Origin of the sequence: Nitrososphaera sp., from assembly GCF_013388945.1 — an archaeon.
Taxonomy (GTDB): Archaea; Thermoproteota; Nitrososphaeria; order Nitrososphaerales; family Nitrososphaeraceae; genus Nitrososphaera.
Window position 1 is genome coordinate 247175 of record NZ_JACAEH010000004.1, and the last position, 21857, is coordinate 269031.

Annotated in this window: 30 protein-coding genes; 13 read left to right on the plus strand and 17 right to left on the minus strand. The window is 52.5% G+C overall.

The annotated features are described in order from the left end of the window. Window positions 1-57: 57 nt before the first annotated feature. Window positions 58-1194, minus strand: a complete 1137-nt coding sequence (locus tag HXY31_RS02955) for a DNA methyltransferase (protein WP_292639463.1) — start codon at window positions 1192-1194, stop codon at window positions 58-60. Between the two features lie 74 nt (window positions 1195-1268). Between HXY31_RS02955 and HXY31_RS02960 the strand changes: the two genes are divergently transcribed. Genes HXY31_RS02960 through HXY31_RS02970 form a run of 3 tightly spaced genes read left to right on the plus strand, consistent with a single transcriptional unit; the run spans window position 1269 to window position 2599 of the window. Next, window positions 1269-1451 (plus strand): hypothetical protein, encoded by a 183-nt coding sequence (locus tag HXY31_RS02960; RefSeq protein WP_292639465.1) that lies wholly within the window; start codon window positions 1269-1271, stop codon window positions 1449-1451. A gap of 24 nt (window positions 1452-1475) precedes the next feature. Beyond that, on the plus strand, window positions 1476-2027 hold the full coding sequence (locus HXY31_RS02965) for an NUDIX hydrolase (protein ID WP_292639468.1): 552 nt from the start codon (window positions 1476-1478) through the stop codon (window positions 2025-2027). Between the two features lie 29 nt (window positions 2028-2056). Next, a complete protein-coding gene (locus tag HXY31_RS02970; RefSeq protein WP_292639470.1) occupies window positions 2057-2599 on the plus strand; it encodes a MarR family transcriptional regulator in 543 nt (180 codons plus the stop codon). On the opposite strand, the gene HXY31_RS02975 is transcribed toward HXY31_RS02970, so the two are convergent. The 4 genes from HXY31_RS02975 to HXY31_RS02990 form a co-directional block, all read right to left on the minus strand. Beyond that, window positions 2596-3138, minus strand: coding sequence for a hypothetical protein (locus tag HXY31_RS02975; RefSeq protein ID WP_292639472.1), 543 nt, complete (start codon window positions 3136-3138; stop codon window positions 2596-2598). The two genes, HXY31_RS02970 and HXY31_RS02975, sit on opposite strands and share 4 nt — an antisense overlap. A gap of 132 nt (window positions 3139-3270) precedes the next feature. Further along, a complete protein-coding gene (locus tag HXY31_RS02980; RefSeq protein WP_292639476.1) occupies window positions 3271-4098 on the minus strand; it encodes a metal ABC transporter permease in 828 nt (275 codons plus the stop codon). 8 nt (window positions 4099-4106) lie between these two features. Beyond that, window positions 4107-4847 carry a metal ABC transporter ATP-binding protein gene (locus HXY31_RS02985; protein WP_292639478.1) on the minus strand — a complete coding sequence of 247 codons (741 nt, stop codon included), beginning with the start codon at window positions 4845-4847 and terminating at the stop codon, window positions 4107-4109. Continuing rightward, complete coding sequence (locus HXY31_RS02990; RefSeq protein ID WP_292639481.1) at window positions 4838-5743, minus strand: zinc ABC transporter substrate-binding protein; 906 nt, start codon at window positions 5741-5743, stop codon at window positions 4838-4840. Before HXY31_RS02990 ends, HXY31_RS02985 begins: the two co-directional genes overlap by 10 nt. Window positions 5744-5830: 87 nt before the next feature. Here HXY31_RS02990 and HXY31_RS02995 point away from each other — a divergent pair, with 87 nt between their 5' ends. From HXY31_RS02995 to HXY31_RS03015, 5 genes are all read left to right on the plus strand, one after another. Then, the gene (locus HXY31_RS02995; RefSeq protein WP_292639484.1) at window positions 5831-6214 is read left to right on the plus strand and encodes a CopG family ribbon-helix-helix protein; all 384 of its coding nucleotides are present in this window, start codon (window positions 5831-5833) and stop codon (window positions 6212-6214) included. Then, window positions 6214-7230 carry a glycosyltransferase gene (locus HXY31_RS03000; protein WP_292639487.1) on the plus strand — a complete coding sequence of 339 codons (1017 nt, stop codon included), beginning with the start codon at window positions 6214-6216 and terminating at the stop codon, window positions 7228-7230. The genes HXY31_RS02995 and HXY31_RS03000 overlap by 1 nt, the downstream gene beginning before the upstream one ends. 58 nt (window positions 7231-7288) lie before the next feature. Beyond that, entirely contained in the window at window positions 7289-7609 is a 321-nt protein-coding gene (locus tag HXY31_RS03005; RefSeq protein ID WP_292639490.1) for a hypothetical protein, read from the plus strand. Between the two features lie 187 nt (window positions 7610-7796). Next, the gene (locus tag HXY31_RS03010) at window positions 7797-9224 is read left to right on the plus strand and encodes an aspartate kinase (RefSeq protein WP_292639494.1); all 1428 of its coding nucleotides are present in this window, start codon (window positions 7797-7799) and stop codon (window positions 9222-9224) included. Next, window positions 9221-10141: a branched-chain amino acid transaminase gene (locus HXY31_RS03015; RefSeq protein ID WP_292639497.1), complete on the plus strand. Its 921-nt coding sequence runs from the start codon at window positions 9221-9223 to the stop codon at window positions 10139-10141. Before HXY31_RS03010 ends, HXY31_RS03015 begins: the two co-directional genes overlap by 4 nt. On the opposite strand, the gene HXY31_RS03020 is transcribed toward HXY31_RS03015, so the two are convergent. Genes HXY31_RS03020 through HXY31_RS03050 form a run of 7 tightly spaced genes read right to left on the minus strand, consistent with a single transcriptional unit; the run spans window position 10093 to window position 13552 of the window. Beyond that, window positions 10093-10371 (minus strand): hypothetical protein, encoded by a 279-nt coding sequence (locus HXY31_RS03020; protein ID WP_292639500.1) that lies wholly within the window; start codon window positions 10369-10371, stop codon window positions 10093-10095. The two genes, HXY31_RS03015 and HXY31_RS03020, sit on opposite strands and share 49 nt — an antisense overlap. Continuing rightward, entirely contained in the window at window positions 10368-11156 is a 789-nt protein-coding gene (locus tag HXY31_RS03025; protein ID WP_292639502.1) for a molybdopterin-binding protein, read from the minus strand. The genes HXY31_RS03020 and HXY31_RS03025 overlap by 4 nt, the downstream gene beginning before the upstream one ends. Then, window positions 11156-11818, minus strand: coding sequence for a translation initiation factor IF-6 (locus HXY31_RS03030; protein WP_292639505.1), 663 nt, complete (start codon window positions 11816-11818; stop codon window positions 11156-11158). The genes HXY31_RS03025 and HXY31_RS03030 overlap by 1 nt, the downstream gene beginning before the upstream one ends. Before the next feature lie 60 nt (window positions 11819-11878). Continuing rightward, on the minus strand, window positions 11879-12295 hold the full coding sequence (locus tag HXY31_RS03035; protein ID WP_292639508.1) for a putative toxin-antitoxin system toxin component, PIN family: 417 nt from the start codon (window positions 12293-12295) through the stop codon (window positions 11879-11881). Then, the gene (locus tag HXY31_RS03040) at window positions 12292-12588 is read right to left on the minus strand and encodes an AbrB/MazE/SpoVT family DNA-binding domain-containing protein (RefSeq protein WP_292639510.1); all 297 of its coding nucleotides are present in this window, start codon (window positions 12586-12588) and stop codon (window positions 12292-12294) included. The genes HXY31_RS03035 and HXY31_RS03040 overlap by 4 nt, the downstream gene beginning before the upstream one ends. Window positions 12589-12646: 58 nt before the next feature. Beyond that, entirely contained in the window at window positions 12647-13282 is a 636-nt protein-coding gene (locus HXY31_RS03045; protein WP_292639512.1) for an NADPH-dependent F420 reductase, read from the minus strand. A 30-nt stretch (window positions 13283-13312) separates the two neighbouring features. After that, window positions 13313-13552: a hypothetical protein gene (locus HXY31_RS03050; protein WP_292639514.1), complete on the minus strand. Its 240-nt coding sequence runs from the start codon at window positions 13550-13552 to the stop codon at window positions 13313-13315. Window positions 13553-13603: 51 nt separating this feature from the next. Between HXY31_RS03050 and HXY31_RS03055 the strand changes: the two genes are divergently transcribed. The 3 genes from HXY31_RS03055 to HXY31_RS03065 all read left to right on the plus strand — a co-directional run bounded on the left by HXY31_RS03055 (window position 13604) and on the right by HXY31_RS03065 (window position 14765). Then, window positions 13604-13975, plus strand: a complete 372-nt coding sequence (locus HXY31_RS03055; RefSeq protein ID WP_292639516.1) for a hypothetical protein — start codon at window positions 13604-13606, stop codon at window positions 13973-13975. Window positions 13976-14061: 86 nt separating this feature from the next. After that, window positions 14062-14358, plus strand: a complete 297-nt coding sequence (locus HXY31_RS03060; protein WP_292639518.1) for an AbrB/MazE/SpoVT family DNA-binding domain-containing protein — start codon at window positions 14062-14064, stop codon at window positions 14356-14358. Then, window positions 14355-14765 (plus strand): putative toxin-antitoxin system toxin component, PIN family, encoded by a 411-nt coding sequence (locus tag HXY31_RS03065; RefSeq protein WP_292639520.1) that lies wholly within the window; start codon window positions 14355-14357, stop codon window positions 14763-14765. Before HXY31_RS03060 ends, HXY31_RS03065 begins: the two co-directional genes overlap by 4 nt. A 1-nt stretch (window position 14766) precedes the next feature. Here HXY31_RS03065 and HXY31_RS03070 read toward each other — a convergent pair whose 3' ends face one another. Further along, the gene (locus tag HXY31_RS03070) at window positions 14767-15879 is read right to left on the minus strand and encodes an endonuclease/exonuclease/phosphatase family protein (protein WP_292639522.1); all 1113 of its coding nucleotides are present in this window, start codon (window positions 15877-15879) and stop codon (window positions 14767-14769) included. A 188-nt stretch (window positions 15880-16067) separates the two neighbouring features. On the opposite strand from HXY31_RS03070, the gene HXY31_RS03075 reads away from it, so the two are divergent. Further along, entirely contained in the window at window positions 16068-16358 is a 291-nt protein-coding gene (locus HXY31_RS03075) for a hypothetical protein (RefSeq protein ID WP_292639524.1), read from the plus strand. A 31-nt stretch (window positions 16359-16389) separates the two neighbouring features. On the opposite strand, the gene HXY31_RS03080 is transcribed toward HXY31_RS03075, so the two are convergent. Further along, the gene (locus HXY31_RS03080; protein WP_292639526.1) at window positions 16390-16800 is read right to left on the minus strand and encodes a PIN domain-containing protein; all 411 of its coding nucleotides are present in this window, start codon (window positions 16798-16800) and stop codon (window positions 16390-16392) included. Further along, the gene (locus tag HXY31_RS03085; protein WP_292639528.1) at window positions 16797-17060 is read right to left on the minus strand and encodes an AbrB/MazE/SpoVT family DNA-binding domain-containing protein; all 264 of its coding nucleotides are present in this window, start codon (window positions 17058-17060) and stop codon (window positions 16797-16799) included. The genes HXY31_RS03080 and HXY31_RS03085 overlap by 4 nt, the downstream gene beginning before the upstream one ends. 137 nt (window positions 17061-17197) lie before the next feature. On the opposite strand from HXY31_RS03085, the gene pyrB reads away from it, so the two are divergent. Continuing rightward, the gene (gene pyrB / locus HXY31_RS03090; RefSeq protein ID WP_292639530.1) at window positions 17198-18133 is read left to right on the plus strand and encodes an aspartate carbamoyltransferase; all 936 of its coding nucleotides are present in this window, start codon (window positions 17198-17200) and stop codon (window positions 18131-18133) included. Window positions 18134-18192: 59 nt separating this feature from the next. Here pyrB and HXY31_RS03095 read toward each other — a convergent pair whose 3' ends face one another. After that, on the minus strand, window positions 18193-20823 hold the full coding sequence (locus HXY31_RS03095; protein ID WP_292639532.1) for a DEAD/DEAH box helicase: 2631 nt from the start codon (window positions 20821-20823) through the stop codon (window positions 18193-18195). A gap of 8 nt (window positions 20824-20831) precedes the next feature. Further along, on the minus strand, window positions 20832-21848 hold the full coding sequence (locus tag HXY31_RS03100) for a DUF1837 domain-containing protein (RefSeq protein ID WP_292639534.1): 1017 nt from the start codon (window positions 21846-21848) through the stop codon (window positions 20832-20834). Between the last annotated feature and the right edge of the window lie 9 nt (window positions 21849-21857).

The following is a 21857-nucleotide window of genomic DNA, read 5'->3' on the forward strand; positions in this document are numbered from 1 at the left end:
GGCAAGCGTTTGCCCGCTCTGCCATTAAGCGGGGCGTGTACACCGGCTTGCACTGCACTAGCGGGGATACTGCGTCCAGCTGACCTTCTTTCGCGACTCGGAGGCCGCGCCGTCGGGCTTTCTCATGATGAACAGATACTTGAAGCCGCGGAGGTAAAAGTTGAAGCGCAGAGCCCTGCCGTGCCACAGCTGCGTGTTGGAGCTCTGTCCGCGCCTTGCAAGGCAGATGACGTCTACGGGCTCAAAGTGCCGTGCAAGCCTCTCGTAAACCCTGAACCCTACAGGCGTGAACTTTTTCTTGACCCACTGGTCGCCAATAACCCAGCCGATTACCTTGCCGGGCTTCATGACGCGATTGCACTCGGCCATCACCTTTTCAAGCTCGTCGTAAAACTCGTCAGTTTCTGCAGAGATCCGGCCGATGTTAGCCGGCTGGTCGTTGTAGTCGATGTTGTCGCCGTAAGGCGAGTCGATGAACACCATGTCGACGCTCGAGTCAGGAAGCGGGATCTTCCTTGCATCGTTCTGCACTATCTCGGGCCTCACGGGGTTCACGTCAAAGGCCCTGCATTTCCTGCCTTCCTCGTTGCACACGTCAAGCGTTGTGCCGCTTCCTGCCATCGGGTCAAGGACAAGGTCGCCGGGCTCGGTGTAGCGCTTGACCATGTTGTATATTGCAAACGCAGGCGTGACCCCGGCATACTTGTTGTCGCCCTTGGGGGTCTTGCCGTAGCTCTGCCGGGGGTAGTCCCAAAGCGTCGTGGACTCGAGCCGCGGCTTTTCTTCTTCATGCTTGAACGAGGCTATCTTGCCGTTTGGGTTCTTCATGTATGACAACAGCGCGCCTGCGGCCTCTGGCGTCAATGAATCACGCCACGACACTTCCATCTTTGCGAGGATCTTTTTTGCGTTCTTGGCAGATATGGTGGCGCCGTCCCTGGCTACCCTGACCTGGTACGGGTATCTGCCGCCCCAGGCCTCTGGCTCGATGTCCTTTTTCCCGTCGGATTTTGCCAAAAACGCGCCGTGGATGGTATCGGTGTCGAGGTTGAGCAGGAAAAGCGGATCGCCCTTTTTCACCGCAAGGACGCGGTCGCCGTAAAGCTTGCCTGACGCAAACAGCATGCGGTCAAAGCACTCGCGCTCTGTCTTGCCCGTGCAGGCGAAAATGTGCCCAGGCCTTCCGGCTCGCATCTGCACAGTTGCCTGCCCTTTCAGATTTAACGCTTCCGCCGAATCTTTTTACATCACTTTGCCGCAAGTATGACATGACCCTTTGCTACATATGCAACACTCGCACAGCGACGCTTGACTGCGTAGACTGCAGGAGGCCGGTGTGCAAAAAGTGCACCAGGGACTTTCCGTTCTCCCCGGGTGTCTGCCTCGAGTGTGCCACGAAGGTCAAGACGGGCCTTGGCGGCATAAGGAAGGACAAGGGCGAGATCTTTTAATCCGGCGCGCCGGTGCACAACTGCGTGAAGAACGCGCCGGCCGGCTGGAAACTAAAGTCGTCAAAAAAGGTGTACGACAACTTTTACCTCAAGGTGTACGAGGACGTGCTGGACCTTGCTGGCAGGGACAAGCTGTACATCCGCGCAAGGCGCCCCGACTACTCGACAATAGTGCCGTTTTCACATGACGGCCGGATACTGACGATAAAGAGCTACCGGCACCTGGTGGACTCGTGGCAGCTCGAGGTGCCTGCAGGCTATATCGAAAAGGGCGAGACTGCAAGGCATGCTGCAATCCGCGAGCTTGAAGAAGAAACAGGCTACCGGGCAAAGAAGATGGTGCACGTCGGCAGTTACACGCTTGACTATTCTATGTTTGCCCAGACAGGCAACGTGTTTGCGGCCTACGGCATAGAAAAGTCTGGCAGGCAGAATCTGGGCAGGATGGAAAAGATAGAGATAGAATTCGTTCCAATCGAGAAAATGAAGCAGATGCTGCTGAAAGGCAGGATACTGAACGCGGCGTCCATAGTGGCGCTCTATCAGGCGATACAATACCACGAATCTAGGAAATGACTTAAATCCTATTTCAACGAAATAACGTTATGTCATCTGTAAACGAGAGCCCAAACCACTTCATGGTGCTCGACGCGATCTCGAGAGGGATGAAGAATGCCGGCAAGATAGCCAAGGCCACCCGGCTTGACAAGGCCACCGTGGACATGGTGATAAGCGACCTCGCCGCGCAGCGCCTGATTGTCATTGTTGAGAAGAGGGGCTTTTTTGGCGGCAAGCAAGAGCTCCAGATAACCGAGACTGGCACGCGGGTGCTGGTAGCCAAGAAGCAGGAGCTTGAGAAAAAGTTCCAGCAGTTCCAGCAGTGGTATTCAAACGGCCAGATGCAGCAGCTGCAGAATTCCATGCAGATGGACAGGATGTGGCTGCCGTTCATGCTGTTTTCCGGAATCATGAACGCCATGTTCTTCATGTCCATGATGTCCTTCATGGGAGCTGCCATGACCCCGGCTGAAAGCGCGGCAGCTGGCGACGCCGGCGCAGACGTGGGTGCCGACGGGGCTGCAGACGGCGGCGGGGATGTCGGTGGAGATTTCGGCGGTGACTTTGGCGGCGGGGATTTCGGCTTCTAGCCGCCCCTGGACTTTTTGTAAGCCTGAGGGGCGACGACTGCAAAAGAGCCGGCCAATAGCGCAAGCGGCACCGACAGCAGTATAGAATACTGGTAGAGCGCAAGGTCGACTGTCTCTGCGACCAGGATGCACGCAGACTCGGTAGTCACGAGTATCACGGCGCTTGCCTTCAATATCGACCAGAGCTCCGGCTCTCTTTGAAGGCGCGCCAGCTTTTTCAGTCCGCTGGCAAAGTCGCGCATGGTACCGGCAAAGTTGGGGTAAAAGCCCTTCCTGTCTCCGTGCTCAAGGACGGAGCAGCAGCCGCACGCGTCGCCTACGCCGTGCCTGCCAAGGATGGTGAGAAACGTCGCCGCGCCCGCAAGAGCGTAGCCCATCGCGTAGGCGATGGCGATGCCGGCAGGGTTGAACCCAAAGACGTACAGGCCGGCGTTCTCGCCAAGCTCTGCAAAAGAGATGCACAGGATCTCGATTCCAAGCGCGGCAGCAAACATTTCTTTTGAATAGGAAAAGAAGCCGCGCAGCGCGCTGCGTCGCAAATGAGCGTCAGCGCAGCATTTTTGCTCGCTGCATACAATACACTGGACCTGGCTGCACTGCGTCAGCACGCACAGGCACTGCGAACACCTCTCCAACATTGTTAATGACCGCGACGAATATTTGAACCGTTTCTATGCCCTTATCTCTTCGAGCTTTCTTGGCGAGTGCCGCACCACAAGAGCGGCGACAAACACGGCGACCTGCACCAGCACTATCGTGCCTGCCGGAGCCAGGTTAAACGCATAGGACACAGCGATGCCTGTGATGACTGAAAACACGGAAACCGCGACGGAGATGAGCGCCGTCTTTTTGAACCCCTTGCCAAACAGCAGCGCCGTGACGTTTGGTATGACGATGAGCGACGATACCAGAAGTATTCCTACCAGCCTCATCGACACGACTGCAGCCACGCTTGCAAGCACCACGAAAAGGTAGTTGAGGTGCGCTATGGGAAGGCCGCTTACCCTTGCCTGCTCCTCGTCAAACGTGATATAGACCAGCTTTTTGTAAAGCAATATTACAATCGACAGTATGGCGCCGGCCATCGCAAGAATCGCCAGCGTGTCGTTCACGCTCACAAGCAGTATGCTCCCGAAAAGAAAGCTGAACAGGTCAAGCGTAAAGCCGCCGGACGCGCTCACAAGCAGTATGCCAAGTGCAAGCCCTGACGACAGCAGAATCGCGACAGTCGCGTCCGCCGGCACCTTTGTAGACTGCCGGAGCTTTGTTATCCCGAGCGCGCCCGCTATTGCAAGCCCGAGTCCGGTCCAGAGCGGGTAGACGCCGGCGACGAGGCCGACTGCTATCCCGCCAAAAGCCACGTGCGACAGCGCGTCGCCAAAAAGCGAGTTCTTGCGGAGCACCAAGAACAGCCCTATCACGGATGTAGTTATCGCAACCGCCACGCCGGCTATGAGCGCGCGTTGCATGAATCCAAACTCGAGGATCTCAAGCACCATCTTATCGCCTACTGGTGGTCGTGCAGGTGCATGTGCGCCTGCATGCTTGCCTCAGAATACGCCTTGAGCAGGTCGGGATTTTCAAAGAACTCGTGGGTGTGGCCGTGGAAGAACATGCTGCGGTTGATGCAGGCTACCCTGCTTGCAAGCTTGCTCACCGCGTCAAGGTCGTGCGACGACCAGATCATGGTTATCTTTTGCTCCTGGTTCAGCTTTTTGAGAAGGGCGTAAAACCGGTTCTGCGTCTCCAGGTCGATGCCGGTGGCCGGCTCGTCCAGTATCAAAAGCTCCGGCTCATTCACAATCGCCTTTGCTATTAGCACGCGCTGCTGCTGCCCGCCTGACAGCTCGCCGACGCGCCTGTCCCTGACGCCTGCAAGCCCGACTGTTTCAAGCGCAGAAGCTATACGCTCGCCCTCTGTTTTTTCCCCAAGGGTTTTTGTGATGCCAAGCGAGACTACCTCCTCGACTGTAGCCGGAAAGTTCTGCTCGATGCTCTTTCTCTGCGGCACGTAGCCCACCCTCTTGAAGAGGTGGCCGTTTTTGCGGATGTCCTCTCCAAACATCCTGATGGTCCCCCTGTATCCGCCGAGCAGGCCGAGCATGCACGAAAAGAGCGTGGTCTTGCCTGCGCCGTTTGGGCCAATCATGCCAAGCAGGTCGCCCTGCTCTACTGCAAACGTGATGTTGTCCAGTACCAAGGTGCTGCCGTAGGAAAACGACACGCCTTCAAGCTCGACTACTGGCATTCCAGGCCCTCCTTCAGGTTGGCGACGTTTTCTCTCATCTTTGCAATGTAATCGACGCCTGCGGCGCGCTCGTCTGCGTCTATACCTTCAACGGGGCTGAGCACCAGAACCCTGCCTCCGGGGATCTCGCCGGCGACCACTTCTGCAAGCCTCGGGTCAACGAGGTCTTCTGAATAGATGACGCTTATGCCAAGCGACCTGGCAAGCTCTATCACTTCCTGCAGGCGCTGGGGCAGTATCTCGCCTTCCGGCGATATGTCGTGAATCGCGTGCTGCTCAAGGCCGTACCTTTTCGCAAAGCGCCCGAACGCGTCGTGGAACGCGATAAACTCTGATTTCTCGCAACTGGACAGCTCGGATCTTATGAAAGAGTCAAGCGAGTCCAGCTCTGCGCTATAGCTGGCCGTGTTTTCGCCGTAATATTGCGCGTTGTCAGGGTCGGCCTGCGCAAGAGCGGCGCCTATCGCCTCCACCTGGCGCTTTGCAAGTATCGGGTCGAGCCAGACGTGAGGATCCACGGCGCCGTGTTCACCTTCGTGTACAAGCTCCATGCCTTCGCTTGTGTTCACTATTTTTCTTGCGCCGATGCCGTCTGCCCAGGTTTCAAACCCTGCACCGTTTATTATCAGCAAGTCCGCGGACCTGACCCTCGTCACGTCGCCAAGCGTTGGCTCCCAGTCGTGGGGCTCGATGCCAGGCGGCACAAGCGGCGTCACCGTGGCCCTGTCACCTGCAACATGCGACGCAAAATCATAGAGCGGGTAAAACGACGCCACGACCTGCAGCCTGTCTGATGTGGCCGTGCTCGCCGGCTGGCCGCCGGTGTAAACTGTCGCGACCATCGCAAGCGGTATGACGACTGCGATGGCTGCAAGCGCCGCCCTGCTCTGCCTCACACCGCCTTTAGGTGTTATTAACAATATATACTTTTGTTAATAAAAAATAAGATGTGTTTATAAGGCAGTTAATAACAAGAAGACGCGATGCCCATAGTCAGCATTTCCCTCAACGACGAGATTGTCGCCGAGCTTGACAAGCTGCAAAAGGCGCTCGGGTTCTCCGGCAGATCTGAAATCGTCAGGGCCGGCATCAGGACCCTTTTGGCAGAGGAAAAGGACAGGCAGAACCTTTCCGGCAGCCTGTATGCCATCTTGCTTGCGGTCCACGACGAAAAGTCCGACGACCAGGTGGTGCAGATGGAGCACGACTATGACAGGCTGATCGGCACGCACATACACAACAAGATAGACGGCGACAGGTGCCTTGAGATCTTTTTCCTGCGCGGCGACGCGTCGGAGATAAAGAACATGACCAAAAAGTTCCAGACAAACAAAAAGATGGATCACGTCAAGCTGATAGCGCTTTGATGTTCTTCACAAGCCCGATAGGCCTCGGGCACGCGACGCGGGACATTGCCATTGCAGACAAGCTTGGAATTTCAAAAAGCGAATTGATGTTTGTCTCAGGCGAGGGCGCGCCCGCCCTTATCGAAAAGAGCGGCTACCGCTGCCTCGACCTATACAGGCCGGAAAAGTTCAGCGTCGACAACGGGCAGTTGCAACATTCTTTCCGGTGGCTGATGGCCTACTATTCCTATTACAAAAAGTGCAAGGAGATCGCAGGCAGGGTAATCGCGGAAAACCCCGGGCCTGTAATCAGCGACGAGGACTTTGCCTCCATCGCAATAGCGGAAGAAGCAGGCAGAAAACACGTCCTTGTCACCGACATTTTAGAGACGCACTTTACAAAGGGCGCGGCGTCGCTTGTGGAGAAAAAGATGAACAGGGCCATGCGCGAAATGATGGACAGGTGCGACTGCGTGATAATCCCAGACGTGGGCGAGGACCGGGGCAACCTGAGGTACGTCGGGCCAATCGTCCGCGAAGTGAGCGCCGACCGGGAAACGCTGCGCCGGCGGTTCAACCTTGCAAGAAAGACGATAGTGGTGAGCGTCGGCGGCACAGACGCCGGCCGGTACCTCATTGAAAAGACGATCGAGGCGTACAGAAAGCTGAAAGGAAGGCTGGACGCGGACCTGCTCGTCGTGCCCGGCCCGTCGCTGAAACTGCCCGATTCTCCGGACTACCGCAACCTTGGCTTTGTCGAGAACCTGCACGAGCTTGTCTATGCTGCAGACCTCGTGATATCGCTTGCAGGCCGGTCGACCATGGACGAGTCGATGGCGTACGGCACGCCGGGCATATTCATCCCGATAAAGGGCCACTTTGAGCAGGAAGAGGGCGCGGCACGCCTAGGCTACAGCCACGGCGACATCCTGCGGCTGGAGCCGCTCATCGAAGAAACGATAGGCCGCCGGCGCGACTCCGTGAATGCGGCCGGTGCAAAAAATGCTGCAAAAATCATTTCTGCACTTTTTAGGTGAGACTATGCTGAATGCAGCCTCGCCAATAATTAAAAACCATGGGTACCGGCAATGGCGCATGTTGGACCATGCAGGGCGCAAAAAGCGCCTTTCTCACATGTTCGCGGCGGGCCTTTTGGCCGCGGCCGCGCTAGGAATAGCCGCCGCTGGATTTGGTGGCGTTGCGTACGCGGAAGAGCCGGCCTGCCTGTACACGGTAGGCGAAACGGTGGAAGAAGAAGTCGGATTTCTGAACCTGCTCCTCGGCGACACTGGAGCGGCCTTGGAGCAAGAGGTCAATTTTGTCCTTGGAATAGTGCACGACCCGATAGGTGCGGTTGACGACGAGATAGACACCGTGCACGAAGACCTCGACGGCGTGCAGGCCTGCCTGGACTGACGTCCCGGCATCCTTTTTTTTACATAACATCTTCAGGTTTTTCCTCGTGGCCGCAGTTTGCACAGCGATAAATCTTGAAGCCTATGTGTTTCATGTTGCCGCCGCACCTGATGCAGAGATCTTCCATGCCACTGCAAGCAAACGAGCATTATTTAATATAGGGATCTGCGCGCTCTAGCCCTTACACTTGACCTCCATCACTGTCGCCAAGTTCGGCGGAAGCGCCCTCGGAGCCGACGGCGTGTTGATCCCCAAGATCATCGAGAGGATAAAGCAGATGCAGGGAGAGTCCAAAGTGGTCGCGGTGTTCTCTGCGCCGCTGATAGAGTACGAGGGCAAGCTCAGCTCGATGACCGACGTGGCGATAAAGGTGGGCAAGAACTATGCCTCTTCAAACCCAGTCGAGATCGAGATACTGAGGGAGGTGTACGAGCGCATAGCCGGAGCGCACCTGAAGGACGAGGAGAAAAAAGAGTTCCTCTCGCACCTTGACAGGTTCTACCGCCAGGTCATAATCTCGTTAAAGGGCGCCGCGGAAAACAGGCGCTTTGTAGACGTCATACGCTCAAGGACGCTTGCGTACAGCGGCGAAGTCACGATGTGTTACCTGATGGGCTACGTGATGCGCGCCCACGGAATAAAGGCGACGCACGTCCCGATAGAGCACTGGCCGATAATAACCGACGACAACTTTGAAGCCGCCAACTTTATGCCAGAAGAGTCAAGGCAGGCGTCGGCCCACCTTGTGGAGCTCATTGAAAGCAATGACGTGGTGAGCATGGGCGGCTTTATCGGCAGGACCGTCGACAACCTCGAGACGACGTACGAGCGCGGGGGCTCCGACAGGACTGCCGCAGACATTGCCATAATCTTGAACGACAGGTACGACACAAGGATATCGTTTGAGAAGGACAGCGCGGTATTGAGCGCCGACCCCAAGATAGTGAAGGACGGCCTTGACTTTGTGCCATATCTGTCGTACAACGAGGCGAGGATTGCCGGCATGTTTGGCATGAAGATCCTCGACCCGATTGCGATAAAGGAGATAGACGACAACGAGCTTGACATACCCATTGCCATCACGGACATGACCAAGCCCGGAAGCGTGACTGTGATAAAGCGCACGCCTCCTGCCGACGACTCGGCAAACCCGATAAAGATAGTGACAGGAAAAAAGAACTGCGCGATTGTGAGGATGGAGAGCATGTCGGCGTCGCACCTGATTGCAAATTTAGAGAGGGACAAGCAGTACCACGACTTTGTCAAGCTGTCGCCCTACTTCAAGGACGACACCGAGATGACGCGCCTCCTGTTCCTTGACGCCGACTATGTCAGGCGTCAGGAAAGGCATTTCCGCGCCTATTATCCGAAAACGGAGGTAGTGTACGGCAGGGCCGTCGTGACACTCATAGGCGACGAGATGTGGCGCGTGCCCAAGATAGCGTCAACCGCATCGAGCACCGTTAGCGAGCACGACATCAACATCCTCAACCTGGACGCGCAGGAAGAGACGTCGCGCATACTGATAGTTCTGGAGGACAAGGGTACAAGCGTCGCAGAGGCCGTCAAGGCAATCCACATGACCCGCAACAAAATACACGGAGCCCGGAGATGACAGAGGGCAGGATCTGGTTCAACGGCGCGCTCGTCAATTACGACGACGCAAAAATCCACGTCCTTACGCACGCGCTCCATTACGGCACGGGCGTGTTTGAAGGCATCCGCTGCTACAACACGGTGCACGGAAGCGCGATATTCCGGTTGCAGGACCACATGCAGAGGCTGATAGACAGCGGCAAGGCGTATTTCATGGACCTTGGATTTTCACGCCAGCAGTTAGAGCAGGCAGCCATTGACACGGTGCGCGCAAACGGCATGGCCGAGTGCTACATCAGGCCCATTGCATTTTACGGCTACGGCAAGATGGGCGTAAACCCCATGCCAAACAAGGTGTCAGTAGCGATAGCCGTGTGGAAGTGGGACGAGTACATCAAGGGCTCGGGCGAGGAAAAGGGCGCGCGCCTTATGACCTCGTCGTGGGCGAGGCTCGACCCGCACTCTATGCCGATGCACGCCAAGGCGACTGCCAACTATGCCAACTCGGCGCTTGCGCGCGTAGAGGCGCTAAAGGCCGGCTTTGACGAGGCCATAATGCTAAACTCCGCCGGCATGGTCGTGGAAGCGTCTGCGGAGAACATCTTTGTGGTAAAGGACGGCGAGCTTGCCACGCCGCCGACTTCGACCGGCGCGCTGTGCGGGATAACGCGGGACAGCGTGATGGCGATAGCAGAAGCATACGGCATAAGGTGCGTCGAGCGCAACATCGCCCGGGACGAGCTGTATTTTGCAGACGAGGTGTTCCTGACAGGCACTGCTGCAGAGATAAAGCCGGTTGGAGAAATTGACAACCGGCTGGTGGGCAGGGACGGCGGCAAGCCAGGCGCTGTGACGAGGCGCCTGAAAGAACTCTTTGAGGCTGTAGTTCACGGCAAGGACGAGAAATTCAGGAACTGGCTCACGCCGATAAGCTGAAGGTCGCGTATAACAAGAAAGTGTATCGCAAGGTGGACCGGTAGCGCGCCTGCAACGTACGCGCCGGCCTTTTTGGCAGTCAAAGTCCCGGTTACAAGCATCGCGATTATCCCGGCGGCAAAAATCGCGGCGTGGACTGCGCCGTGCACCAGAAGCGGGTGGTAGGTGAAGTAGAGGTAGAAAGCGCTCGCCGCGCCTGCGCCGATTCCTGAAAGCACGTACCGCATCATGCTATCCTGCCGCCCAGCCTCTTTATCTCCCTGCGGAGCTGCGCCGATATTTTGTCAAGCTTCTGCTTCACCTTGCCTGCGTCGGCGCCCTTGCAGACGAGCTGCACGCGGATCTGCGGTACCGTCTTTTTGTAGTAGCCTTTCGGGTGCGTCTTTAAGTAGATCTCGTGGCTGCCGTTTGCCCTCACTATCCTGGCAAGCGCCGGCGCTATCATGGCCTCCGACACGCCCCTGGCGTAATAGTTCACTTCCTTTGAGACGAACCTGCCGACGCCCTCTTTGACAAGCGGCAGTATGCGGCTCTCAAAAACGGCCTTCATCTCTGCAGGCACGCCGGGGAGGCAGAAGATGTTGCCTATCATGACTGACGGCGCGCTTCCCACCGTGTTTTCAATGGGCGTCGAGCCTTCCGGGATGGTCGCCATCTTTAGCCTGACTTTGTTAATCCTGTAATGCAGGTGGCGCCGGGCGTAGCTGTTTTTCAGCATCTGCACCGCGCGCTCGTCTATTGCAATTTTCTTGCCCAGCGCCATTGCCACGCCTTCAAGCGTCATGTCGTCGTAGGTAGCGCCAAGCCCGCCCGTTACGATTAGCAGGTCGGGCTTTCTTGCAAGCGACTCTTTTACCGCAGACGATATGGCGCCAAGGTCGTCCCCCACCACCGTCACCCTGCCGACGGTGCCGCCCGCCCTTGCTATCCTGCCGGCAAGCCAGTGCGCGTTGGTGTTGAGCGTTATACCGGAGAGGAGCTCGTTTCCGACGCAGAGAATCTCGATTGTGAACATTAGGTCTGGAAGATCCTGCTGAGCATGATAAGCTCGGGGCCGCTTGTAAGGCTTCCCACCACAACCGCCTTTGTGTTTGCCACAATGCCTGACGTCAGGAACGGCACCCCGCCGTTTATCGTGAGGGGCTCGGCCGGCACCTGCAGCGCCTCGGCCACGGCTTTCACCTCGTCCTCGGTTGCCTTTGGATGGACGCCTGCCCCTGCGTTGGTCGCCACCACGACGGCGCCGGTCTGCACAAAGCCGCCGACGCCCATGCTGTGCGCGGGCACCCCGAGGATGTCCTGGATCTGCCCCTCGGCCTCTTTCAGGAGGGGCGACACCAGCGCGCCGTTGTCGTTTGCCGCAATTAGGTTGCCTACTGCAGTGAACTTGCTGTCGAGCTTTTCAACATTGAGCCCCGTGCCCTGCTTGAGCCAGCGGACCTCCTCGTCGTCGGCTATGGAGGGCAGGAGTATGCCGTTGTTGTTCATCACCGACATGGGCCCCACGAGCCTGGTGCCGGCTATGGACGTGGGAACCGGCCGGACCTGCAGGTACTCGGCGAGCTTGTCGCTCTTGGTCTCGGCAAAGCCGTGCGGCACGAGCATCACGCTGTCGTTTGCCCTGACGAATATCCCGATGTTGGGGCTCTTGTAGAAGGTATAGCGGTAAATCTCCACGTTACACGCTTGCTGCGCGGACAGTGGATATGAACCTATGCTCACCTGCGAATAGTCGGCTCAGATAGAATTGTTCTCGAACGCGCGCAACATCTCTGCGACAGTGACTATTCTTACCTTCCTGAATCTTCTCATACCCAGCAAGTGGCTGTCCCCTGACACTATAAAGCTGGCTTTGCCGTCAATGGCGGTCCTGAGGACCGCGTCATCATCCGCGTCCTCTTTTACTGCCCTGAACCTCGACCTTATCCTGACGAAAGAACCTGAATTCGCCAAGTCTCTGAGAAAGTCTGCAATATTCTCCTGTTCCACATACTTTTGTATCTTGGGTTCGTTTGCTATGATAACTACCTCTTCGAGAATCTCCCTTGATATGACCAGTTCGTGGTTTCGCAGAATTTCAAAGAGGAGGTTTCGGGGTTTTCCTTCCTTGATTAGCGCAGAAATAAGGACGTTGGTGTCCAGAACTATCTTCATGGCATGCGGCTGGCACGCCTTTTCCTTCTGCTTTGCTGAACTATCTCGTTTATTTCTTTATCCGAAAGTGAGCCATATTTCTTGACTTTCTTGTCCACCTCGCGGTATATTCGTTTCAGATCCTTTATTACATCAGGTATTTCCATCTTCTTCATTATCACGGCGTCATCGTAACCGTACACTAGAAGCTTTGTCTTGGGTCCTATCCCGAGCTTCTCCCGTATCGCTTGGGGGATGACCACCTGACCCTTTCCGCTCACTACCGTCACATCAGCTTCTTCGTATTGGGACATGATAAGTATATTCTTACTTTCTTACTTTATATGTCTAGCGGCTCTTGCCCGTTGCAGATTACTTGCGCAAAAGCTTGAACGCGTGGTTGCCGGTGTTTGTGCGAAAGTAGTAGGTTATCCACAGCATCGCAAGCGGCTCCAAAAGGCGCGCGCCCTCTATGCCCCCGATATCGATTGACTCCCAGCCAAACGCTGTCAGGATGTCAGTGACCATCTTTTTTGCAGAGTCGTCGTTTCCGCAGATGAACATGGTCGGCCTGCCTTCCGCAAACTTGGGCTTGTACATGTGCGGGTTGCCGACGATGTTAAACGCCTTGACCACCTTTGATCCAGGCAGCATCCTCTGCACGGTCTCGCCGGCAGAGTCGGTATGGCCTATCGAAAGCGTGGGCGGCATGGTGGAAAAGTCAAGCGGGTTTGTAACATCGATGACGACCTTGCCTGCCATGTTTTCCGCGCCTGCCATCTCTAGCGCGCTTTGAGTCCCTGTCCACGCCGTCGCTATCACTATTATGTCGCCGAATTTTGCAGCGTCGGCAAAGCTCCCGGCAGAAGCGTGCCTGCCGTGCTTTGCAGCCCAGTCCGCAAGCTTGCCTACGTCGCGCGTGCCTATCTTTACCTGGTGTCCAAGGTCCACAAAGCTGTCGCCCAGCCTTTTTCCCACGTCGCCGGAACCAAGTATGCCTACCTTCACGCCATCCCTATGCGCGCCGCGGATTAAAAACTAGCTGAGGCCCTCGTTGCGCCTTTCAAGGGCCTTTGCGACGTAGCCGTTTATCTTTTCCCTCATCGCCGGGTCGCTCTCTATCTTTTCCCTCAGCTTTTCGTCGTCGCACTGTATGCTCTCGTACTCTACTCTCTTGTCCTGCGCAAAGTAGCGGTACTTTACCGTGACCCTTGCCGGCCTGCCGCCGAGCGCAAAGTCGAGTGTAATGCTCCCATACACAAAGGACGCCGGCATCATGAGATTTCAGATGGCAGACTTAAAATAAAACTATCGTCTGTAAAAAAGGGCATGGAAGTCGACGAAACGCTCCCAGAGCTGACCGAGATGACCTATTTCTCGTTCAGCCTGATGAAGAACAGCCGCGAGTTCAACCTCCACGTCGAGTCTTCCGACTTTGGTTTAAGCGTCGACTTTAACATGAAGTACAGCGAGTTTTACGACATCGTCAACCTCATGCAGGCAGTTCTGTACAACGACGGGTACAAGGGCGGGCCAAACGACCTGGACTACCTGGAGTTTGAGAAGGAAGGCGAGGACGGCGAGTACTGCCTCGTCATCGGGAAATACGTCACGAGCTTTGCACTATACTTCAAGGACGACATCGAGGCGAAAAAGTTCCTCTCAGAGTTCCAGCGCACCGCCGGACATTTTGACAAGTAAACTATTCAAGGCGCAATGCCGAAGCAGTATCCGGCGTACCACAAAATGCGCTAACTATATAAGGTAAGAATGTAAGAGAATTATACATGGCGACGCAGGACGAGATGGAAATAACAATAGTCAGCGACAAGGGCCAGATAGTGATACCTGCGGCGCTCCGGAACAGGTTTGGCCTGAAGCCGCGCTCAAAGCTGCTGGTCTACGGCCTTGACGACGCCATAGTGCTCAAGAAGCTTGTGCTCCCCGACCCCAAGGAAGAGATGGAGAAGCTCTGGAAAAAGATCGACAAGAAGATAGAGAAGTACGGCGAGCTTTCTGACGAGGACATACAGAAGGAGATACAGAAAGTCAGGTCCAGAAGGAGAAAGTCCAAACAGTCGTGATCAGGGCCGTCTTTGATACCAACGTGCTGGTATCGAGCATGATAAAGCGCGGTAGGCCCAGAGATCTCTGGAATGCCGTTCTTGACGGAAAGATACGCCTCGTTGTTTCAGAAGAAATTCTGGAGGAGCTTATTGGCGTGGCTGGCCGGCCAAAGATTGCGAGGTACGTCGACAAGGCGGCCATCGATAGCTTTTTGCAGGTGCTTTTGCAGAATGTGGAACTGGTAAAAACCGTGGAAGGCATAAGCGTCGTAAAGGACCCCGATGATAACATGATTCTTGAGGCGGCCGTCACCGGCGGCGCCAGGTATGTTGTCTCAGGGGACAATCACCTGCTCAAGCTGGGCAGCTTTAGGGAAATAAAGATCCTGACGGTGGCTGGCATGCTAGCGATTCTGACCGGGTAAGCTACAGGTTCAGGTCCACCCACAGCGCCGCGTGATCAGACGCTGCGTCCTTTTCTTCCTCTATCTCTGGAAAGTGCGGAAAGAGCGTGCCGTGCGTGCCGCCCCACACCCCGCGCCTTTCTATGCCGCCTGCCTGCACGGCCTGCGCTACTTTGGGCGACATCAGTATGTAGTCCAGCTTGCCGGACTTGTTCCCGTTGCCGTGCGTGCCGGGCCTGCCGTCGCCTGCAAAACTTGGGTGCGCCATGATGTCCACCAGCGCGCCGTCGGCAAGGAGCGGCGCAAGGGGCGCGCCGTCAGGCGTGTCGTTCAGGTCACCTGCTACCACGATGTATTCAAACCCGGCCTGCAGGCGCTCGTCGTATATCTTGCGCGCCTGCCTTGCCTGGCGCTCGCGCCTTGCGTTGGACTCGGAGGGCGGGCCGTAGCCCTTGCTCTTGAAGTGGTTGACAAGCACAAGGAGCGTCCTGCCCGAAGGCGTCGCCACCCTGTACTCGGCGCAGTCGCGGCTGAACACCGTGCCCCCGGCGTCGGTGTCGTACACGTGGCTGACTATAGACTCGATTGGATAGTCCCTGCGCGTCATTATGCCCACGTCTATCCCGCGCTCGTCGTTTCCGTCGATGAGCATCGCGTGATCATACTGCTGGCCGCCAACCTTTGGGATCACCTGCTCGTTAAAGCGCGTGAGCACTATGCGGTTGTCGGCCTCCACCACGCACAGCACGTCGGCGTTCACCTCGTTGATTACGCGCGCCGTGTTCTCTATCGCAGTTTCTTCGACGTGCTCCTTTCTCAGCTCGAACCAGCCTATCCAGCTGCTGCGGCCATTTGCGACAATCTCGGCCGGCTTGCCCTTTGGCTTTTTCAAAAAGCTTCCCCGGATCTTGTTGAGCGCAATGTACTTGCTCTTGCCGGCCGTGAGCAGGCCTGTATTCCGGTCCATTATCGTCAGCATCCTGGACTTGTCTGCGGCAGAGTACGAGTCCTTCTCTGCCAGGTTGGTAAGGTCGGCAAAATCCTCCAGGACTTTTCTGCCGTCGGACCACTTGGGCAGGTTCATGATGGCGGGGCGGTCAAACATGTTCTCGACGTTGAACGTGGCAAGGCGCATTGCAGCGCTAGCCCGACCAACTATTTATGGACTATCCTTATGAAGCGTATTTTCTCTATATCTTGCCTTTGCAGGGAATCGGGGAGGCGCCGACAAGCATTTCTGCGGCCTTTTGCACGCCTAGTTATACAAATATGTATTATACAACTATGTATATTCTTAAATAGTAATAGCGTGCTACGAAAGCCATGCGCACGCGAAGCATTTCCAGGCCGGCCCGCAAAAGCTCGGGGCACACGCCGCGCCTTGACACCATCCAGATGGTGGAAAAGGCCATCAAAAACGACAAGAAATTCTATTCAAAGAACCAGCTCTGGCGGAGCCTTCCAAAGCAGGTGCAGTATCCCACCTTTGTAAAGATACTCGACTACCTCGAAGAAAGCAACAAGATAATGTACGAAAAGGATGGCACGATAATCTGGACTTTTGCCGACAGCGCAGCGGCAAGGAAATCGCTGAAGGAATCGACTCCGCTCTAGCTCGCATTGCATCAAAATATCGTGAGTGAAGTTATAGCGGTGGCTCTCTGACCTTGACGAGCTTGCCATCGACCTGTTTGACCTCGGGGTCCAAAGATACGACACAATCGCAGCCTATAGACATTGCAGTTGCGACTATGAACGCGTCTCCAAGAGACATTCTGTAACCGGCTTTTGTCTTTCCTGCCAGTTCTGCGATCTCCTTAGTTATGGGAACTATCCTGTCCTCGCCGATCACACTTTCTATGTTTGCCTTTGCGGCCAGAGTCTCCTCTTCTCCGACCCTGTAGTATATCGAAATGAGTTCCGCAATAGTCATGAGGCTGACAAACCCTTCAACTTTCTTGGCTCGAACTTTTTCCAGGAGAGCCAGCGAATCCTCGTATCCCTTCTCTTTGTTCAGGACCCTGACAAAAACGCCGGTGTCGATAAGGACTTTCATCTGACTGCCTTTTTAGCTCTTTCTATCCTCGCTTCCGACTCTTCTCTGATCTCGCGCACCAGTTCAGTCGAAGACTTGGACATTTTTCCTTCAAACAACCCGACCATCGCCTTTAGCGGGTTCTCTTCTTTTTTCATGACCAGAATGCCTCTCTTGCTCTCTTCCACCAGCACTTCCTCGCCTTCTTTTATCCCGTACTTGTCCCTCAGCGGCTTTGGGATTACCACCTGGCCCTTTGGAGATACCTTTGCTTTCCCCACGTTGTAGAGTTATACTTGCTCGCTTTTATGTTTTACTTAGTAGGCCATTGGTTAAACTCTCCATCTGATCAACCGGCAACCAAAGTCTTGCATTTTTCCCGCAAGAGTTTATTACGGCCTCCCCTTTTGAATGGGTGATGCCCAACCCCTTTTACGACCGCGACATCGTCTCGATAAAGGACTTTACCAAGTCGGACCTCGAGTACGTGTTCTCTGCAACCGACAGGATAAGGGCGATGAAGCCGTCGCAGAGGGGCGAGCTTGGCAAGGGCAGGACGCTTGGCTACATATTCTACGAGCCCAGCACAAGGACGAGGATGAGCTTTGAGGCGGCAATAGCGTCGCTTGGCGGCAGTTCCATTGGGATTTCTGAACTAAAGTCGTCGTCGGTGGAAAAGGGAGAGAGCCTGGCAGACACGATAAGGGTCATCGATTTGTACTCGGACGTAATAGTGCTCAGGCACCCGATGGACGGCTCGAGCAGGTTTGCAGCAGAACTTTCTGAAAACCCGATAATAAACGCCGGGAGCGGGAGCGAGGAGCACCCGACGCAGGCGCTGCTTGACCTGTATACTATATTGAAGGAGAAGGGCAGGATTGACGGGCTGTCGATAGCCATCGTCGGCGACCTGAAGTACGGAAGGACCGTGTATTCGCTGCTGTACGGGCTTGCCAACTACAAGGTGGATATTCATTTAGTGTCGCCGCCGTCGCTTGCGGTAAGGAAGGAGTCGATATACGACGTGCAGGGCAGGTTAAAGATAACGGAGCACAACGAGCTTGACGGCGTGCTGCAGAAGGCCGACGTGCTTTATGTTACCAGGATTCAGCGCGAGCGCTTCCCCGACTTGCAGGAGTACGAGAAGGTGCGCGGGTCTTATACGATAGACAATGCGACTTTGCAGAAGGCGAAAAAGGACGTGTCGGTGATGCACCCGCTGCCTAGATTGGATGAAATATCGCACTCGGTGGACGCGACAAAGAACGCGGTGTACTTCAGGCAGGCTGCAAACGGGAAAGAATTGAGGGCGGCGCTTCTGGCGCTCATGCTGAACGAGAGTCCGGCGCTGTAGAGTTGCGGCAATGCAATTAGAATTAGATTTTATAGCTATATAATTTTGATACTATTGTATTATTCTTCAAAACCCACTAAACTTTCAATTTCTTTAAAGAGTATGGGATGGAGCTCGCGTTCAAGTAACGATCTGTTTGTTCTCAGCCATTGGATACAAGCAGAGATATCTTTTACATTTGGATCCATTTTTTCATATACGCTTACTGCACTATTCCGCGAAAGACCTGTGCTGAGCAGTAAGAAAATTCTTGGATCTGATGCACCTGCTTCAAGATAAGTAGAAATCTCGGTACAAAATGTCCTGCGATCAATCTTTTCTTTCATAACGCGAGTAAGAAGATCACAATAGCATTTTAGCCCTCTAGAATAGTCGTATTTGAGTGCTGTTTCCAATGTTTCATCAAGCTCGTCTATTATCTTATTCACTAGTTTCTTAGTTAATATCTGCTTTTGAACATTCTCTGCATAGTTGAGGTTGCTCTCCAATATTCTCTTATAACTCATTTGTGAGAGCCAAAACTTTGCTATTAGTGCATAATACTTGTAACTAACGCTCTGTTCTTTCAATAAGTATGTGGAGATATACTCGAATATCCTCATCAAATTGTTATAGAAAGCTCTGCCTGCTTCCATATCCGAAGGATCCACATCTGATGGATCCATAGGCAATTCAAGCATTACACTTCTAGACAATTCTTTATACAGTTCAAATTGCAATCTTGGATCGATAGACCGGTTTTTCAAAGCAATCTCTTTGATATCTTCAACTTCGTTGGCTCTGATCTTCAGTAACTTTTTTAATCGTTGAAATTTATTATCTGGAATCTCCGAACATCTAATCTGTAATTCACGTAAATACGTTCCTTCAGGATCTTTCAGTTGCTTCATAAGAAGACTGGTTGCTATTGTTTCAACATTTTTCTTGCCATAATCTTGTTTTCTAAACTTTGTAAGATGCTCTAAAAGCAGATCTATATCTTCAATGAGAGTCTTTTCGACTGCGCTTCTGACTTTTTCCAACTTACCATCGAAAATATCTTTATCAGATTGCCACTTCTCATAATCAAGGCAGTAAACATTACCATAATAATCTTTAGCGAGTCTGCCCGCTCGTCCGGCTAGATTGAGAACCGATGATTTATCCATTTTATCTCGTGGGCCTGACTTTGGCTTGTATAAGACGATATTCTTTGCCGGCAAGTTTACACCTTCAAGAAGAGTACTTGTACAACATAGGAAATCAATTTTCTTCTCATCAAAAAGCTGTTTGACACAAAGTCTAACAAATTGTGGCATCTTACCATAGTGGTATCCCACACCGCCCTCCAAATGATCAACTAGATAATAATCTGGATGCACGTGTGTTCTTAAGAATTCTATTCCTTCTTGTAGTTCTGCAGATTTTTTTGTGTTATTAAACTTAAGAATTCCTTCAGCTACCTTCCTACATTCTGCAGGGCCGTTGCAGTAAATCAAAGTGTGTCCTTTATCTTTTAGAAGATGTTCTGCAGTCCAGATCTTCTTATAATGAATTGCCGAGTCAGAAACTACTCTATCAATATCAACAGTCTGAATATGGACATCTTGATCCAGCTCCTGCAAGTACATAGAAACATTAACTTCACGTTTTCCAAAATCTACAAAGAAAAAGTTCTGACCTACTGGTGTTTTTTGTGTTTGATGAACTATTACTTTGTCTTCTATGTTAAAAATCTCTGGAAAACGATGCGGATCAGCTGTGTTTGGCGAAATGATTATCTTTTGTAAGGAGGGGTTCTGTTTGACAAGCTCTTGAATAGAATCTTCTATTATAACACCTCTTTTGCTATCGCTAATTTTCTGTGCCTCATCTATAACAAGCAGATCTACAACAAGCCCAAGATCGCTAGAAATCAGTTGTTGAAGTCTTTCTTGGGTTAATACTATTACCTTTTTTGGAATCCGTTTAATCTGATCTATGTTGCCATGATCAGCTGAATTGAATACCATTGCTTCTTGCGGAGTAAGACTAAGTTCTCGAAGACTTCTAGTTACTGCTTCGTGAATCTCCGCGATCAAAGATTTTGTTGGTACCACATAAATAGCACAATAACTATCTGATTTGAGCACACGTTCTGCAATGTATTGGTAGACGACAAATGATTTGCCAGCTGAGGTAGGCGCAGTAAATGTGACATTCTTTTTGTTAAGAAGATCATAGAAGACATCAATCTGAAAATCTGTTAACTGCCATTGATTATTTCCAATTGAAACTTGATTTGCAGTCTTCTTGATTAATATTTCAGGAAATTTTATGTACGAAATTATCTCATCCTCATAAGTTTCTGCAGTACTAAAGAAAGAGAAATAGTCTGGATACTTTTCATTGTTGACCATAGTTGCGATGGCAGGTATATCGCCCATCCTTGCAAGCACTAATTCTGCAGCAAATGGCAGAGCGTCATACTCTTTCTTATATAGTTCCAATAGGAAGAGCGAAATCTTGAGAGCTAACTTGCGATGGTTCTCATCTCGACTTAGTGCAAAAAGCGCAGCTGTTTCAATAAGATGTTTTATTTGCATGTCGGTCAGGGTAGGCTTTGGAATAGGAAATCGACTACGAATTAGGTCGATATAGTCCCCTTTGAAATCTTGATTATTGTACGTCTGAATAGAAAACTTCGTAAATAATGTTGCAGGTTCCATCATTGACTGATTTACAGCTCCTTCTTGAATTTTGCCTTGAACTGATCAACATCGACAAATGGCATAAATTGAACATGAAAATGCTGATCTTTAATCTTGGATCCTAATACAGCCTTCTGCATCTTTTCAGCTATTTCGTCATGTCGTTTTTCGAATTCGCTTTTTAGAAAAGCAGTAAGATCCAATTGATCTCTTGAGGAGAGTTTGCACATGACGTCCCAATTATAACCTATGAAAATAGAATTAACTTCTCTGTATTTTTGTTTGTTTTTAGCGTATGGTAATACAATCTCAGCAAGCACATCTGCATATCGTCCGAACTTTTCTTTGTCAATGTAAGTGGATATTATATCTAATTCAAACTTGCGTTTCCCTCCGTCTCCATTTGTAAAATCTGTGACACTATCAATAGACTTGGAAATCGCGCCGCCCAAATCCTTATACATTTTTGACTCTCCAAAATGGAGTAATATCATGCCATTATCGACTTGTACATGAATACCATCTGCTCCATGCAACGGCATATTTTTGTTAGTCTTCAACGGCATCTTTTGTACAACCTGAATAATCCCCTCTGATTCAAGCAAGATGAAAAGAATTAATTCGCCTACTTCAGATGGTTTGGGGTCTTTCTGGCGAAATTTGTCTCTAGCTCGGCGATATATCCTTGAGGAGTACGCTGGATCCTTCATCCTTTCAGGATCTAGTAGTTTGCTCTCAGTAACATATCTGACAACCGAATCAACAAGAAAATCAATAAGATCGTCTTCTCTAATTTTATCGGCCGTACAAGTTGGAAGATAGAACCTGCAGTTTAAAGTCGGAAGTGGTTTTTTAGTCGGAAACGAATGAAGATAATTTTCTATGTCAGCTTGCCAGACTCTTTTCATTTGTTCCAAATATTTACTAAATTCTTCTATCTGAGTAGAAGACAACCTCGGAATTCTTCCACAGAGAGGACATATAAAAGGAATTGCTCCTAGACTTGGAGTTCTGCCGTCTGGTTGACATAATTCAATCTCGAGCAACTGACAGCT